Origin of the sequence: Arcanobacterium wilhelmae (genome assembly GCF_029632765.1) — a bacterium.
In the GTDB taxonomy this organism is placed as follows: Bacteria; Actinomycetota; Actinomycetes; order Actinomycetales; family Actinomycetaceae; genus Arcanobacterium; species Arcanobacterium wilhelmae.
In genome coordinates, this window is sequence record NZ_CP121247.1 from 662512 (window position 1) to 678495 (window position 15984).

Annotated in this window: 11 protein-coding genes and 1 pseudogene; 5 read left to right on the forward strand and 7 right to left on the reverse strand. The window is 59.7% G+C overall.

From position 1 onward, the window contains the following. Positions 1-34: 34 nt before the first annotated feature. From P8A24_RS02850 to P8A24_RS02860, 3 genes are read right to left on the reverse strand one after another with little or no spacing between them, the layout of a single operon-like run. Positions 35-598: a DUF1003 domain-containing protein gene (locus P8A24_RS02850; RefSeq protein WP_278059547.1), complete on the reverse strand. Its 564-nt coding sequence runs from the start codon at positions 596-598 to the stop codon at positions 35-37. After that, a complete protein-coding gene (locus P8A24_RS02855; RefSeq protein WP_278059549.1) occupies positions 595-1893 on the reverse strand; it encodes a magnesium transporter MgtE N-terminal domain-containing protein in 1299 nt (432 codons plus the stop codon). Before P8A24_RS02855 ends, P8A24_RS02850 begins: the two co-directional genes overlap by 4 nt. 52 nt (positions 1894-1945) lie before the next feature. Next, complete coding sequence (locus tag P8A24_RS02860) at positions 1946-3457, reverse strand: aminopeptidase P family protein (RefSeq protein ID WP_278059551.1); 1512 nt, start codon at positions 3455-3457, stop codon at positions 1946-1948. Positions 3458-3505: 48 nt separating this feature from the next. Here P8A24_RS02860 and P8A24_RS02865 point away from each other — a divergent pair, with 48 nt between their 5' ends. Next, positions 3506-4336 carry a PHP domain-containing protein gene (locus P8A24_RS02865; protein WP_278059553.1) on the forward strand — a complete coding sequence of 277 codons (831 nt, stop codon included), beginning with the start codon at positions 3506-3508 and terminating at the stop codon, positions 4334-4336. 1 nt (position 4337) lies between these two features. After that, positions 4338-4961, forward strand: a complete 624-nt coding sequence (locus tag P8A24_RS02870) for a MarC family protein (protein ID WP_278059555.1) — start codon at positions 4338-4340, stop codon at positions 4959-4961. A gap of 97 nt (positions 4962-5058) precedes the next feature. Here the strand turns inward: P8A24_RS02870 and P8A24_RS02875 are convergent, their stop codons facing one another. From P8A24_RS02875 to P8A24_RS02885, 3 genes are all read right to left on the reverse strand, one after another. Beyond that, complete coding sequence (locus tag P8A24_RS02875; protein WP_278059556.1) at positions 5059-6648, reverse strand: DEAD/DEAH box helicase; 1590 nt, start codon at positions 6646-6648, stop codon at positions 5059-5061. A gap of 221 nt (positions 6649-6869) precedes the next feature. Then, positions 6870-7088 (reverse strand): DUF3107 domain-containing protein, encoded by a 219-nt coding sequence (locus P8A24_RS02880; RefSeq protein WP_278059558.1) that lies wholly within the window; start codon positions 7086-7088, stop codon positions 6870-6872. Between the two features lie 34 nt (positions 7089-7122). Continuing rightward, positions 7123-8070, reverse strand: coding sequence for a DUF808 domain-containing protein (locus P8A24_RS02885; protein ID WP_278059560.1), 948 nt, complete (start codon positions 8068-8070; stop codon positions 7123-7125). Positions 8071-8188: 118 nt separating this feature from the next. Here P8A24_RS02885 and P8A24_RS08915 point away from each other — a divergent pair. The 3 genes and pseudogenes from P8A24_RS08915 to P8A24_RS02895 all read left to right on the forward strand — a co-directional run. After that, positions 8189-9055, forward strand: a pseudogene (locus P8A24_RS08915) (UvrD-helicase domain-containing protein); the annotation flags it as partial. Between the two features lie 1269 nt (positions 9056-10324). Continuing rightward, the gene (locus P8A24_RS08920; protein WP_370870617.1) at positions 10325-11338 is read left to right on the forward strand and encodes a PD-(D/E)XK nuclease family protein; all 1014 of its coding nucleotides are present in this window, start codon (positions 10325-10327) and stop codon (positions 11336-11338) included. Next, a complete protein-coding gene (locus tag P8A24_RS02895; protein WP_278059564.1) occupies positions 11335-14811 on the forward strand; it encodes an ATP-dependent helicase in 3477 nt (1158 codons plus the stop codon). Before P8A24_RS08920 ends, P8A24_RS02895 begins: the two co-directional genes overlap by 4 nt. On the opposite strand, the gene P8A24_RS02900 is transcribed toward P8A24_RS02895, so the two are convergent. Beyond that, on the reverse strand, positions 14768-15904 hold the full coding sequence (locus P8A24_RS02900; protein ID WP_278059566.1) for a phosphotransferase: 1137 nt from the start codon (positions 15902-15904) through the stop codon (positions 14768-14770). The genes P8A24_RS02895 and P8A24_RS02900 overlap by 44 nt on opposite strands. Positions 15905-15984: the final 80 nt, after the last annotated feature.

A 15984-nucleotide genomic window follows, 5' to 3' on the forward strand; every position in this document is an offset into this window, starting at 1 on the left:
ACATTCTACTAACGTTGTGTAAAAATTCGATAGCTCATTCGCCGAGCTTGGCTCGCAGCATTGCGATCTCGCGGTCCTTCGCCTCGATCTGGGCGCGCAACTCCTCGCGGTCGTCGCGAACTGGGTCGATCATCTCCATCGTTTCCTCGAGCTGATCGCGGATCTCGCTTCGCACAAAATCACGCGTGGCAAGTTCGTTAATCGCTAGGCGCAGCGAGGCGATCTCGCGGGTGAGGAACTCGGTATCTTGCAGATTCCGCTCGGCCGTCTGCCGATCGTTCTCTGCAACCACGCGGTCGCGGTCGTCCTGGCGGTTCTGCGCAAGAAGGATCAGCGGAGCGGCGTAGGAGGCCTGCAGTGAGAGCATCAGTGTCAGTGCAGTAAAGCCCAGCGATGCCGAATCGAACTGCACGGATTCTGGCGCATACGTGTTCCACGCGATCCACAGCACAACGAAAACGGTGAGGTAGATGAGGAACTTCGGGGTGCCCGAAAAACGCGCGATTCGCTCAGCCCACTCGCCGGCAAAATCCGGATCCGGACGGAACAAAGCAAAACGCCGTGGCCGCTTCTCCATAGGTTCGTCAAAGCGCTTCATTCATTCACCTCCGAGTGATCCGAATCGTAATTATGTTGCTCGTCAACCGCGGCGTCGAGCACCTCCTCGTCTTCCTCACGCCAATCGTCTGGCAGGAGGTGGTCGAGAACGTCGTCAACAGAAACCGCGCCCAGTAGCGAATCGTTATCCACCACAGGCAGCGCAGTGAGATTGTAAGTTGCCAGCAGACGAGTGACAGTTCCGATACCGTCTTCCGGTGCCACCGATTCGATATCCGAATCGATGATCGTGCCGATCATCTGGCTGGGGCGTTCGCGCAAGGCGCGCTGCAGGTGCACAACTCCGATGAACCGCCCCGTTGGTGTTTCCGACGGCGGACGGCACACGAAAATCGTGGTGGACAGCGCCGGCGGAATATCCGGACGCCGTGCTTGCGCCAGAGCCATCGCCACCGGTGCATCTGGCGTCAAGATGATCGGATCGGTCGTCATCAGACCGCCGGCTGTGCGCTCGCCGTAGGAGAGGAGACGGCGCACGTCCGCGGCGTCGTCGGGCTCCATGCGCTCCAAGAGCACTTCTGCCTGGGCGTCGGGCAACTCAGCCACAAGATCGGCCGCGTCGTCGGGCTGCATGATTTCCAGGACGTCAGCCGCACGATCCACTTCCAGGCCCGAAACGATCGACACGCGATCGTCGTCGCCAAGCTCCTCGAGAACATCAGCTAGGCGCTCGTCGGACAGCTCGTTCGCCACCGCAAGCACACGATCCGATGGCAGATCGCGAAGCACGTCCGCGACGTCCGGTGGCTTGAGCTCGTCGATCTGTGCAAGAATCTGGCTCGCGCCCTGATTGGCAACCTTCGAGGCCAAACCTGAGATCTCGCGCACCGACACCGTCAGCGACGAGCCGGCATCCTTCGACGTGCGATCGCGCTTGACGTACAGCTGAGAAACCTGCCACTCCCGCGTGCGGGTCTGCTCGATCGCGACGTCGACGACGGTGGCTCCGCCCGAGCCGTCGCGGAACGTTACCGGGCGGTCAAACAGCTCGCCGAGCACCATCGTCTCTGTGGGACGCTGGGTAAACCGGCGGATGTTCACCAGGCCGGTGGTGATCACCTGGCCGTCGCGGATCGAGGTGACTCGCGTGAGCGGCAAGAATACTCGCCGCTTGCCAGCCACATCCACCACCAGCCCGATCGCCAACGGAGCGCCACGCAATCGGAAAACCACCACCACGTCGGCCACGCGGCCAACACGATCCCCGATGGGATCGAAGACGTCGGTACCGGCAAGCCGGCCGACGAAGACGCGGCGGGATTCGCGATCATTCATAGAAAAACTCCTTGTGGGTAGCGGGGGAGAGATGAGTAGTAGCAGGAGCTGATCAGCCTTGGACGTGCTTCATCCAGGCTTCGATATCGGCAACGGTGCGCGGAATGTTCTCCGAGATGCGCACGCCGCCCTCGTCGGTCATCAGTACATCGTCCTCAATGCGCACGCCGATGCCTCGGAATCGCTCCGGTACCAGAAGATCATCCTCGTGGAAGTACAGGCCAGGCTCGATCGTGAAGATCATGCCGGGCTCGAGCAGGGAATCCGTGTAGAGTTCGCGCTTGGCCTGCGCACAATCGTGAACGTCCAGGCCCAGGTGGTGCGAGGTGCCGTGAGGCATCCAGCGGCGGTGGTACTGCCCCTCTGGAGCCAGCGATTCCTCGGCTGTGCCCGGGAGCATGCCCCATGCCTCGAGGTGTCGGGCGATCACGGCCATCGCCGCGGTGTGGATGTCCTTGAAGCGCACGCCCGGCTTCTTCGTTTCCTCCAGCGCGGCCTCGCACGCCTCGAGCACTGCCTCGTACACTTCACGCTGCGCGTCCGAGAACTTGCCGTTCACCGGCAGAGTTCGGGTGATGTCCGCCGTGTAGAGCGAATCGAGCTCTGCACCGGCGTCGACCAAAATCAGATCGCCGTCGCGAACAGGGCCGTCGTTGTCGATCCAGTGCAGCGTGTTCGCGTGGTTGCCGGAACCGACGATGGTGTCGTATCCCAGGCCGTTGCCCTCGGCGCGTGCACGCGCAAAGAACGCGCCCTCGATAATGCGCTCGCCGCGCCAGTGATCGCGGGCGCGTGGGAAGGAACGCAGGATATCCTCGAAGCCGGAGAACGTGACATCGACGGCCTTCTCCATCTCCTGGATCTCCCACGCGTCCTTAATGAAACGCAACGTGGAGGCTGCCTCAGCGAGTCCAAGATCCTCCTCAACGCCGGAGGGAAGCGAGTTCTGCTCGCGAAGCTCGGCCACCATCTGTTCAATCGCCGGATCGGATTGGGGCATCACGCGAATCTGGACTGCTCCAAGATCCTTTGCGAGAGCGTCGCGCAGGTTATCTGAATGATCCACAGCCAAGCCGGTCAGGTTTGCCATCTCATCTGCGGAAAGCCGCGGGCCCACCCAGAACTCGCCGTGGCGTGAGTCGGCGTAAAACTCCTCCGAGGAACGCGGCGCACGGAAGTGGAAGAACAAGGTGGCTGTGTGCGTTTCGGCGTCGCCTTCCTTCGCGCCCGGGATCGGGTTGAGAACCAGCACGGCTCCCGGCTCTTCTTCGCCGCCGAGGCCGGTGAGGTGAGAGAACGCGGAGTGTGCGCGGAAACGGTAATCGCAATCGTTATTGCGGACCTTGTAATCGCCAGCGGGGATCACGAGGCGCTCGCCGATGAACTGGGCGCCGAGGGCGGCGCGGCGTGCCGGCGTGTAGTCGGCAACGTCCATGCGATCCGGGCCCTCAGGGCGCGGCCCCCAGTTCTCTCCGATGAACTCACGGAATGCCGAGGAGTTCGGACGCTGTGTGCGCGAGTGAGCGCGCTTTTCCATCTCGCTTTGAAGCTTGTCATCAGTCATACCTTCTATTATTCCACCAATATCGCCACCGCGGGTTACCCTGTGATTATGATCGACCTTCACACGCACTCCACTTGCTCCGACGGCACGCTTTCCCCGGCAGTGCTTGCAGGGCAAGCGGCACGGGCCGGCCTTACCGCGTGGGGCATCACCGACCACGACACTGCCGCCGGCTGGGATGAGGCCCGCGCTGCGGCGTCGGCGGAGGGGATCGCCTGCGTTCGCGGCACTGAGTTCACTACGCGTCACGCCGGCGTCATCGTCCACCTCCTCGGGTATCTCTTTAACCCGCAGTCCGCACCGATCGCCGGCCATTTCTCGGCGCAGCTGACCGCCCGCGAGGACCGTGCGAGGGAAATCACGGCGCGGCTTTCAACCGATTTCCCTATCACGTGGGCCGACGTCGAAGCGCAACTTGCGCCCGGTGCTCCTGTTGGCCGTCCGCATATTGCCGACGCCCTCGTCGCCGCCGGCGTCGTTGCGAGCCGTTCGGACGCATTCGCCGATCTCCTGTCCACAAAATCCCCGTATTACGTGCCCCAACACGCTCCAACAACCACCGACGTCGTCGCCTGGATCAACGACGCCGGGGGCAAGGCGGTGCTTGCACACCCGCTCGCAACCCAGCGCGGGAAACGTCTGGGGTGGGAAGCAATCGAAGAGATCCTCGTCTGCGGAGCGTTCGGAGTTGAGGTATGGCATCGCGAAAATCCACCTGCAGAACGTGGCGAGTTAGAGGCGCTAGCGGGTAGGCTGGGCAAGGCGTGTTTTGGTTCGTCCGATTATCACGGAAGTGGTAAACCGAACCAGCTTGGGGAGTTCACTACCTCTCCAGTCGTACTGCAGGCCCTTGCCGAGGGAACATATTTGGAGGTTTGAGTTGCTCGATACAACGGTTTTCTTTTCCGCATTCGCCACGATGTTGGTGATTACGGATCCGATGGGCAACCTTCCAATTTTTATGTCGCTCACCTCGCGCATGAGTGAAAAAGACCGCCGTAAAACAGCGATCACCTCGAATGCCATCGCCGCCGTCATCTTGCTTCTGTTCGGCTACTTCGGAGTGAACCTGTTCGCCTGGATGCATATTTCCACCGAGGCGTTGCAGATCTCGGGTGGCCTGCTGTTGCTGATTGTGGCTTTGCAGCTTCTCACTGGTAAAGAGGACGATCCGGGCAAGGAAGGCGGTTCCCTTTCGGTGGCGGCGGTGCCTCTCGGTACGCCTCTGTTGGCAGGTCCGGGTGGAATCGTGGCATTCATGATTCTCGTGCGCGACCAGCAGGGAAGCGTCGGCGGTCAGATCACCGCAACGCTCGGCCTGCTCGCCGTGCTCTTCATCTCGTTCCTGACGATGTTCTTTGCCACGCCGATCATGCGTGTGCTTGGCAATGCAGGTATCGCGTTGCTCACGAAGCTTTCGGGAATGCTGCTGGCTGCGATCGCGATGCAGCTGATTATCGCCGGCACCACCGAAGTCTTCAAGGGAATTTTGGTTGCAGCATAGGAGCGTTGGCTCCTTGTCTCGTGCTGAGGATAACGGTTGGGCCCCAGGATATTCCTGGGGCCCAACCGTTTGATCAGTGCTTGCGCGGTGCGTGTTCTCACTGAGCGGTGTTCACGCGGCGCCGACGACGGCGACGCTTCGGTTTGTCGCTTCCTTCAGCTGTCGAATCGGTGCGCTTTGCGGAATCCTTGCGCTCGGCGTGCTTCTCGCGTCCCTCGCCAGAACGCTTCTCGTCGCCAGGACGCTTACCGTTGCCTGAACGCTTACTGCCGCCCCGACGTCGGGAACGGCCCCCTCGGCCGCCCTTTGCACCCGTCTCGCCCAGATCCTCGATCTCCTCGGCATCCAAGCCTGCGCGGGTGCGCTTCGCCTTCGGCAGGCGGCCCGTGACCTCGGTGGGAATATCGAGATCTGTGTAGAGGTGCTCTGACGTATGGTAGGTCTCCACCGGCTCAGGGAAACCGAGGCCGAGCTGGTTGTTGATGACGGCCCAACGCGGCACATCGTCCCAATCGACGAATGTGACGGCGGTGCCCGAATGGCCTGCGCGGCCCGTTCGACCGATTCGGTGCAGGTAAGTCTTTTCGTCCTCCGGGCACTGGTAGTTGATCACGTGGGTCACGTTGTCGACGTCGATTCCGCGGGCGGCGACGTCGGTGGCCACCAGCACGTCGATCTTTCCGTTGCGGAAGGCGCGCAAGGCCTGCTCGCGGGCGCCCTGGCCCAGATCGCCGTGCAGTGCGCCCGCTGCGAAGCCGCGCTCGGTCAGCTCATCGGCAACGCGGGCCGCAGTTCGCTTCGTGCGCGTAAAGATGATCGCCAGCTCACGGCCACGTGCCTGGAGAATACGCGCCACAACCTCGATCTTGTTCAGTGCGTGGGCACGGTAGATCACCTGCTTCACGGACTGCACAGTGGTGGTCTCGTCGTGGGGGTCTTGCGCTCGGATATGGGTGGGGTGGCTCATGTATCGACGCGCCATGTGCACAACCGCGCCCGGCATCGTGGCGGAGAAGAGCATGGTGTGTCGGTTTGCCGGCGTTGCTGCGAGGATTGTTTCCACATCTTCCAAGAAGCCCAGATCAAGCATTTCGTCTGCCTCATCCAGAACGACCGTGTTCACGGCGTCGAGGCGAAGCGACTTGTGCTTCATCAGGTCGATCAGGCGGCCAGGGGTGCCCACTACGATTTCGGTGCCGCGCGTGAGATCCTCAACCTGAGGTTCGTATGCGCGCCCGCCATACACCTCAACCACGCGCAGCGAACGGTACTTGGCGGCGTCGCGAAGATCGCCAGCCACCTGCTTCGCCAGCTCGCGGGTGGGGAGCACAACCAGCCCCTGTGGCAGGCCCTGATGGGGGAGGGAATCCCATCCCTCTTCACCCGGGCCGATCGCGTTCATCAGCATCGGCAGGCCAAAGCCGAGGGTTTTACCTGTGCCGGTTTTCGCCTGGCCGATGATATCGCGGCGGCCGAGGGCAACCGGAAGAGTGAGCGCCTGAATAGGGAACGGATGGGTAATGCCCTTCTCAGAAAGGGCACGGGCGATCGGCTCAGCGACGCCGAAATCCGCGAAGGTCTTTGCCTCGAGGTTCAGTTCTTCAGCGCCGCCTGTAATATCTGCGGCGGGCTCATTGTGCTGGGGCACTTGGGCGTTGGAAGTATCAACAATTCCAGATTCGGTCATGATGTCCTTTTCGTCATGCGGCTTCGCCGCGTGAAATGCGCGCTGCCACGAGGGCGCTGCGCAGGCAGCCGATCGCACACGAAAAATAGGAATCACTCAAACGACCGGTCAACCGGGTACCCGTCCATCTTACGCGAAAAAGGCACCCCACGATGTGAGGTGCCTTTCTTCAGGGCGTGTGGCAGCGGACAATGCGAGCCGCGCACCGGCGTCGGGGAAAATCAGAACCCGAAGCCCACTTTGCGCTCGGGAACATCTTTGATCTGTACGTATCCGATCGATGCGGACGGCACGAGTACGCGGGTGCCATCAGAATCCGTCAGGTCCAGAGTATCGCCACCGAACGCAGTTTTGACTGCGCCGGCGATCTCGTCTGCCGACTTCTCGACGTCCAACGTGATCTCGCCGGGTACTTCTTTAACGCCAATCGAAACTTTCATGATTCTCCTTTGTTCGCCGCTATTGTAGCGGCCGTCAGTGCTCTAACGTATGGGGGCTGGTGTTCTTTCCACTGCCAGCGAATCGATGCACCAGCGCGACGACGCCGGTGATGAGCGAGCCGACGACGAAGCCGGCTACCGCCGATAGTGCGGTATCAATGAGCCAGGCAACGAACGCGACCGAATGTGCGACGTCGGAAGCGGAGTGAACGACGTCGGCGGGCCACGAGAAACCGAGGTGAGCGAGCTCTTGGACGATGAGGTGGCCTCCCACCCACAGCATCGCGATCGTCCCGACAACAGTGAGGAACGTCATGACCTTGGGCATCGCAGTTAAGATGAGGCGCCCGGTGCGCTTCGCCGGCGCCGACGATCGGGCCGAAAGTGCCAGTCCGACGTCGTCGGCCTTGACGATTAGCGCAACCACGCCGTAGACGAGAGCCGTGATCAAAAGGGCGACGAATGTGAGCGTGATCGCGCGCATCCACACGGGTTCCTCGGTTACCTCAGCCAAGGCGATCACCATGATTTCGGCCGAGAGGATGAAATCGGTGCGCACGGCGTTAGAAACGATCTGGGCTTCGGCGTCGGCGCCCTTGTTGAACGCGGGACTTGTTTCGTGGTGACCCGCAAAATATTCGATGATCTTTTCTGCGCCTTCGAATGCGAGGTAGGAACCACCCACAATCAGCAGTATCGGCAGGACTTGCGGGAGGAATGCCGACAGGATAAGTGCCCCGGGCAAAATAAACACGATCTTGTTACGCAGGGAACCAACCGCGATCTTCTTAATAATGGGCAGTTCACGTTTGGGGCTGATGCCAGAAACGTATTGGGGTGTCACGGCCGCATCGTCAACGATCACTCCAAGAGTTTTCGTGGACGCTTTGGCGGCGCCTGCCGCAATATCATCGACGCTTGCGGCTGCTGCTTTAGCGAGAGCCGCGATATCGTCCAACAGGGCTGCGAGTCCGAGTGCCATTGTTCCTCCTTATTTCTTCGTAAGTGTGCCACAATCAGGCGGTTTTTCGCGGCTTTGGAAAAGTGATCTCCATTTTCTGTCATACCCCCAAGATAGAGTTGGAGGCATGGACAACGAGATGGAATTCGATGGAACGCAATGCGCGGCGCTCGAGGCGATGGTTCCCCATGCAGCCGTCAGTGTGGTCGGCATGTCGGGGAGCGGGAAAACCAGCCTCCTGATCGAGAAGGTGGCGCGCATTCTGGAAGCAGATACCAGCACACGCGTTGCCGTGCTCTCGCCTGATCGGCGCGCTGCCACGGAGCTACGCAACGCGATCACCTCGCGCGTGGGCGTGGCAGGGGAAAACCTCGTGGTGAAATCGGTCTCTGCGTTCGCTTTCGATATCGTGTCCACATTCGCCCAGGCCGTGGGGCGGCGTGAACCTCAGCTCATTTCAGGGCCGGATCAGGATGTGTACCTGAAGGCGATCTTTGATTCTGCAGATCCGCGCGTGGGAAACCTCCTGACGACAGCTGGGATCGATACCTCGATCGGCATGGCACAGCTACCGGCCTTCCGTGCGGAATTTCGTGATCTGATCACGCGTACGAGCGAGCTGGGCCTCGGGAGTGAGGAGCTTGCTGCGCTTGGCCTCACCTATGGTGAGCCAATTTGGGTGGCTGGCGCCGAAGTCATGAAGCTGTATGAGGAGACCCTCGCTTTGGAGGCATCTGCAGTCGAAGGTGCACCCGATCGCGCAGATCACGCGAGAATTGTTGCGCAAGCAGCTGCTCATCTTTCACATTGGGAACGCCAGGTAGCGTCGGGTGGTGCCAGTGGCGCCGTCGGAATTGCCAAACCGCGATGGGAATGGGTATTTGTCGACGATCTTTCTGATGCCACGTTGAGTTTGCTTGGGTTGCTCCGCCAGCTCCAGAACGATGGGGCGGCTCTCGTCACTTTCTCAAATCCCGACGACGGTGTGCAAGGATACCGTGGAGGCGTGGCTCATTTTGCTGCTTTGGTGGAACGGTCACAGCGCGAAGGAGGGTGCGGGGCACGCCGAGTTGAGCTGGGCGTTGGTTACAGGTGTGCGGGGCCTGTGGGGGCGGCGATGAGCCGAATCGCTCAGGCGATTCACGTGGGGAGCACTGCGCGGCAGCGCAAAGCCGAACTCGTGGGTAATTCAGCTGATCTTGTCTCAGAGTTTTTTGCGAACCCGGATGAGGAAATCCGCCACATTGGAGCGTGGCTGCGTAGGGCGCATATCAAAGATGGCGTGAGCTATAGCGACATGGCTGTGATTACGCGTTCGCGTTCCCTCCACGCATCATGGCGAAGTGCCCTTGTACGCATGGGGATCCCTGTTGCACCGCTTGTGTCTGGAACTGCGCTGCGAGGCCAACGAGCCGTCGCCGCATTACTTGAGTTCATTCGCATCGCGATCGCCGACCCAGTCAACGTAGATACGCGGCAAGTCATTTCGCTCCTTGGAGGCAAACTTGTTGGCATTGATCCCTTACGGCTCATGGTGCTCCAGGAGCAACTTCACGGGTGGGAGATCAGTGAAAGTGAAAACGCTCAACGCGCAGGTGCAGAACAGGATATTCGATCGAACGACGTCCTCATTCATTCGATTCTGAGCGATCTTGATGGGGACCCGGTTTCTCACGTGGCCGAGTTCGCGAAGGTCCGCGCCATGATCATAAAGGTGCGGCGCGCATATCGCCGAGGCGCGAACGCAGAAGAAGTGCTCTGGGAGGCGTGGGAGGCGGCCGGAGTCGCCGAAAACTGGCAGGAGCTCGCCATCAGTGATGACCCTCGGGCTGCCACTGCGAATGAAGATCTGGACGCTGTGATGCAGGTGTTTCGTGTTGCCCAGCGTCTGGCAGATCGAAATCCTCTGGCCGCCACGGTCCACGCGCTACTGGACGTACTGGAGAATCAGGATCTTCCCGAAGATTCGATCGCTCGCGCCGCAAACGGCACCGGCGAAGTGACGATCGCTACTCCGTCGTCCCTGATCGGGCGCTCCTTCTCACATGTTGCGATTGGTCAGCTTCAAGATTCGGTGTGGCCGAATATGCGGGTGCGTCATCCTCTCACGAAGGTCGAGGATCTCGTTTCCGTCGTCGTGTCGGGGATGCTCGGCAGCGAGCCGATGAAGCAAACGATCGCCGACGTTTTCGACGACGAATACCGTCTTTTCCATTTCTCTCTCGGTCGTGCCAAAAAGAGAGTTCTTCTGACGGCGCTCGCCTCGGAAGAGAGTATGCCATCGAGAATATTCGACATCCTCGGTGTATCCACGCCTGAGGAGAATGCGCCAACGGCTACGACCGGTATTCATCCGCACTCATCGGACGCCTTTGTGGGCTACCTGCGTCGGGCGCTTGATTTCCCAGACGAGGGCCTTTCCCAGGCCGCGCGCAATGCACTTGCTCAACTTGCCCATTCCGGCGTCGGGAGCGCCGATCCGCAATCCTGGGTGGATCAGTATAAGTACTCTGGGGGCTCGCACCCCTCACAAGTGACTGTGTCGCCCTCGCGCGTGGAAGGAGCGCTCGAGTGCCCGCTGAAAGAATTCCTGAACTCCGCTGGTGCCCGCGATCAGCAAGACACCATAAAAGCCGAAATCGGAACACTGATCCATTCGATCGCTGAAGCATTCCCCGACGGCGGGGCCGAACAGATCCGAGCGGAGTTCGAACGCCGATGGGGAGAACTATCGGTGCGAGAGGACGTGGCAGGCCGTCGTTTGAAAGCGTCAGCCCGGAAAAAACTCGAGATGCTCATCGATTACTTAAACTCGGCGCGCGAACGGCTGGAGGGGCGAGAAGTCAAAACTGAAGCTTCGGCTTTTGGGGAGCTGGAGGGGATCCGCGTCTCTGCCCAGATTGATCGTTTGGAAAGTGAAGGTGGTGGCAATTGGCGTGTCGTGGATTTCAAGACCGGCGATTATCTCCCTGCTGTCAGCTCGGCGGAATCGAATCCGCAGATGCTGATCTATCAGTGGCTGGTCAACAGCGGTGCGGTGAAAGGTGAAAAGCGTGCTCATTCGATTGGCGCCCACCTCATCCGCATGTCTCGAAACGTTAGTCGATACCGCGACGACACTCAAAGAGAAGTTGGTGCGAGCGGGATGAAACTCGCCGAGGAGATGATCCGTACTTCGGCGGCCTTGCTGGCTGGGCCCCACCTCGAAGCACGCGTTTCCGATGCGTGCCACACTTGCCGATACTTCTTCGTGTGCCCTGCACAGGGCGGAAAGCGAGTCTTTGAATGAAACTGACCTATGAAGCATTCGCCCAGATCCTGGAAAATCACCCCACAGAAGAACAAGAAAAAGTGATTCGAAGCGAGGAGCCGTCGATCCTCGTCGTTGCGGGAGCAGGGAGCGGGAAAACGGCGACAATGTCGCAACGGATCGCATGGCACGTTGCGCGTGGGCATGTTCGGCCAGATGAAGTGCTTGGCTTGACCTTCACGCGCAAAGCCGCAGGCGAGCTTGCGACTCGCGTGATGGGGCAGCTCGCAGCCGTGAAGGCCCGTTTTGGGGTGGGGAAAGATAGCGAAGAAACAAGCGAGAATGATAATAAGGTGGCCGACGCTATCCATGCTTCCACCGCTCGGCCCACGATCCTCACGTACAACTCGTTTGCCTCTCAACTGGCATCATCGTATGCGATGCTCATCGGCGAGGATCCACGTTCACGCCTGATTCAGGAAGCTGAACGATGGCAGATTATGGAAAAAATCGTGTCCGATTCGATGGACGACGTCCTCCTTCACGCCGGCTACGATCCCGCATCCGATGAGTCCCCGCTGGCAGATCGTTCACTGTCGAGCATTATTTCGGATTCGCTCGCGCTGTCGTCCTCCATGATTGACAACGGTGTATCCACACGTGAGCTGATCAAGCAGCTCGAAGAAGAGAATGCGTTCGCGTCGGAGCTGGCAGCTGTGAAGTTTCGCGTTCCACCGAACACTTTCGCCGAGGCGGAAGAAAACACTGGGTTGCCAGCGAAGAAAGCGTGGGATCAGCTCAAAAAGATTGGGCGAACATTCGCATACCGATCCCTCATAGTGGAATTTGTTGAACGGTATTTTAGCTATAAGAAGGCCAATTCACTTGCAGAATTTGCTGATCAGGTGGCGTGGGCGAGCCGGATTCTTGAATCCCACGAGCGTGTCCGAGAAGAAATCGCGGGCAGGTACAGGCTCGTTATTCTCGATGAATACCAAGACACTTCCGTCAACCAGGCGCGATTCCTTCACCTCGTTTTTGGCGGACATGCCGAAGGATGGCGCTCAATCTGCGCGGTTGGAGATCCGAATCAGGCGATCTACTCGTGGCGGGGTGCATCTGCGAACGCGCTGTCCGATTTCACCCGTGATTTTGCTGTGGCTCCTCACGCCAGGCTGACGCTGTCGGTTGCTTTCAGAAACGGCAAGAATATTCTCGATGCGGCGAATCTCCTCACCCATGGTCAACGCGGGAAGCTTGAATATGGCGAGCGGCTCACAGTGAAAGAACTCGTTGCCGGGCCAGTTTCGCGGTCGAGCTCCGTTGACTGGGTTCATGCGCCGCTTCGCGGCGAATCTGCCACAGCACTGGTGAAGGCGGTTCACGCCGCAATGGGGAAAATCGATCGTGAGCAGGCAACGAAAGGCGGAAAACCGGCGTCGGCGGCAATCTTGTGTCGCAAACGTAAATACGTGCCCTCGATCATTGCCGCCCTCGAAGCAGAAGGCGTGCCCTACGAAGCAGTCGGCGGGCAATCGTTGATGGAGCGCAAAGAGGTAAGGCTCGTTCGCGCCCTTCTCACCTTGACCGTCAGCCCTGCACGTAACTCTGCGCTCGTTCCGCTCCTGAACTTCTTTGCCATTGGCACATCTGATCTGCGCGAACTCGGCAAGGTGACGCGCGAACGCAAGGACCAGTCGCTACTCGCATCGTTGGAATGGATCCTGCACAATCCCGCCGATGTCCGCATCAGTGAGGAAGGCATGAGTCGTCTCGCTCGGCTTGGCACCGTGCTCGAGCAGATGCGCCTCCGGCGCCTCGAATCAGTGCCGCAGGCTGTCCAGAGCGCGATCGACCTGCTCGATCTTGAGATGTACGCTGCAGCGATGCGTCGAGGAAACCGGATGATGAGCGCGCTCGGGTCCTTCGCCTCAATGGCGCATCAGTATGCGGCAACCGCCGATTCGCCATCGCTCGAAGGATTCGTTGCTTGGATTGACCTCGTCGAAGAGAAAGAAAATCAAGGAGAAGAGAGCACCTCGGCCGAAGCCCCGATGATTGATGAAGAGATCGTCCCCGAGGGTGGTGTGGTCCAGGTACTCACCGTGCACGCTGCGAAAGGGCTCGAGTGGGATGTCGTTGGCGTTCCGGAAATGAATTTTCACGAATTCGACACCGAAAAGCACGCTTACGATGTCTGGCAAACGACCAGCTCGATGCTTCCATACCCGCTTCGGCAGGATCGTGAGTATCTACCGTCTTTCGAAGTGGCCGGTCACTTCCGGCCGGGGGAGTTCGAGCGCGTGGCTCGTGGATATTCGGTCGACAAGGACGCGGATGCGCGAGAGACGCTCAAAGCGATGCTGGTGGATCTTGGAAGCGACTATGCGAGTTACCGGTATGGAGAAATCCCCGAGCATGCTGCCGCTGAGGAGCGTCGCCTCGCATACGTAGCGTTCACCCGCCCGAAGCGTGTCCTGATCCTCGCTAGCTACGATTTCACCGATCTTGCGAGCGCGAAGAAGTTTGCGGACGCCTGGGAGAAAAAGGGCGAATTCGCACCTCCCGAGCGTGGGCAGTTCCTTACCGACGTCATGGAATTGTTACCGCAGAGCGCATCAGGCAACATCGTCGCCCAAGACGAATCTGCATTCCGCGCGTGGGCTCACGAGGTGAATCTGGCATCTGTCAGAGTCGGACAACCGGTGCTCGCGGCATCTGAAGAGTTTCCCACATGGCCTGCTGACGTGGATCGTTCCCTGGACAGAGTGCAGGTGAAGCAACGCGAAACGCTTGGTCTTTCCGACGAGGAACGCTCCGCGCTCATTTCACAGTGGAATGCGATCGTCGAGGGGTTTCTCCCTGAACAACATCAGCGCGCCCAGGTTGAGAAGCCTCACTACACTGCGTCCGACGTAGTGGCCGTAGCGAGCGATTCGTCCGCGTTCTGGAGGAATCTTGTTCGCCCGATTCCGATGAAGCCCTCGCCCGCAGGGCGCCTAGGTACTGAAGTACATGCGGCAATCGCCAATTTTTACGATGCGCCGGCCACACTCGATCTCGATTCTGTGTGGGAATTCGAGCAGGAAGAGACTCCTGCTCAGAAGAATGAGATTCTGCTCGATCGTTTCCGTAGCTCGCCATATGCGAAGCTCCAGCCGCTGGCGATCGAGCGCGCACTCGAAATCCGTATCGGTGGAACCACTGTCAGGTGCGTGATCGACGCTGTCCTTGACACGTCGCATCTCGTCGATCGTGCCCCGGTGACGATCGTGGATTGGAAGACGGGGCACAGACCAAGCGATGCCCTCCTTGAGGCGCGAGTGCTTCAGCTCCAGCTGTACCGGCTCGTATGGTCCAGAGTGCATGGCGTTGCACTGAGCTCAATCGATGCTGCGTTCTACTATCTCGGCGAGGAGAACGAAGAAAATCGCGAGTTTCATCCGAGGCTGTGGAGCGAGAATGAAATTATCGAGCAGGTTGCTCATCTTCTTCATCAAGATTCGCAGTAGGAAGGTGCGGTGAATCGCTCGTCTCCACCACGCTCAGCGAAGGAGCGGAAGAATCTCCCGTTGGCAACTCAACGAGTTCACCTTCATCTTCCGCGTTGTGGGTAACAGATGTGAAGCTGGCCTCGTCCGCAGCTGCAAACTCGTCGCTTTCCACGGGTTCGGATTCCCAGGTTGGGCCGGTCGCAAGTAGCGGATCTCCTGCAACCTCGCCAGCGAGATCGTCGAGCATGGATGTGGCGTCCTCGATCACGTCGGGATCCTGTGTGCGTACGCCAAAGCCGAGCCAGCGCGCCAAGGCAATCTCAGACAGGAGGATAGTTCGGGTCATGAACGAGGAATCCGATTCGAGGCCATGCCCATAGGATTCGATGACTGCCGCGAACTCGTCGTCATTGAGGATCGTGATGAGACCTGCGAAATCCTCCGCTGGGTCTCCCACGTGGGCATCACCGAATCCCATAACGGTTGTCACCTGGCCGCCGCCCCAGAAGAAGTTTTCCTCAGCAACGTCTCCGTGGACGAAGACAGTGTGAAAGTTCCACAGTGAATCATTGGCGATCGCAGCTTCCCAACGGCGCATCAATGCGGGCGGGAGAGGGGAACTTTCGTTGATGTCGGCGAGTTCGGCGCGTAGCCGTGTTCGCAGTAGAAGTGAATCATAAACGGGCAGGCCGGAGCGGGTGGCGACGTCGATGGGAAGGGAATGGATTGCGCTCAGCGTGCGGCCAAGCTCGTGGCTTGCTACCTCGCCGAGTCGGTCGAAGCGGCGAGGTTTACCCAAAGGCGCAGGGAAAACTAAGGCGCGCCCGGTTGGCACGGCGGCGAATCCCGCGGGGCGCAGAATATCAAAGGGAAGGTTGCCGTCAGCGACTTCTTCAGCAAGGGCTTTTGCTACGGAAACTTCAGCTTCGAGGGTGGTTGCGGCATGAGTGTGGAGCGGTACTTTGACTACCCAGTTGCGGCCTCGCGCATCGACGACGCCCCCGAACTGGAAATCAGGAGTTTTGCGGTAGGGCGCGCGGGTTCCGACGGCTTCGAGGCCGTCGATAGCGGCGACAGCGAGTGCGGCAAGATGCAGGGGAGTAGTCTTCACGTCTTTCAAACTATCCGGTTCGGCGATTTTTCGCTGGGGTGACACGCGGTGGCGCGGGTCTATACCACGGATGGGTCAAC

Bases quoted from the DNA above. Each gene is read 5' to 3' on its own strand.
- P8A24_RS02850 (WP_278059547.1), bottom strand. From the start codon at position 598: ATGAAGCGCTTTGACGAACCTATGGAGAAGCGGCCACGGCGTTTTGCT.
- P8A24_RS02855 (WP_278059549.1), bottom strand. From the start codon at position 1,893: ATGAATGATCGCGAATCCCGCCGCGTCTTCGTCGGCCGGCTTGCCGGT.
- P8A24_RS02860 (WP_278059551.1), bottom strand. From the start codon at position 3,457: ATGACTGATGACAAGCTTCAAAGCGAGATGGAAAAGCGCGCTCACTCG.
- P8A24_RS02865 (WP_278059553.1), top strand. From the start codon at position 3,506: ATGATCGACCTTCACACGCACTCCACTTGCTCCGACGGCACGCTTTCC.
- P8A24_RS02875 (WP_278059556.1), bottom strand. From the start codon at position 6,648: ATGACCGAATCTGGAATTGTTGATACTTCCAACGCCCAAGTGCCCCAG.
- P8A24_RS02880 (WP_278059558.1), bottom strand. From the start codon at position 7,088: ATGAAAGTTTCGATTGGCGTTAAAGAAGTACCCGGCGAGATCACGTTG.
- P8A24_RS02885 (WP_278059560.1), bottom strand. From the start codon at position 8,070: ATGGCACTCGGACTCGCAGCCCTGTTGGACGATATCGCGGCTCTCGCT.
- P8A24_RS08920 (WP_370870617.1), top strand. From the start codon at position 10,325: ATGCCATCGAGAATATTCGACATCCTCGGTGTATCCACGCCTGAGGAG.
- P8A24_RS02895 (WP_278059564.1), top strand. From the start codon at position 11,335: ATGAAACTGACCTATGAAGCATTCGCCCAGATCCTGGAAAATCACCCC.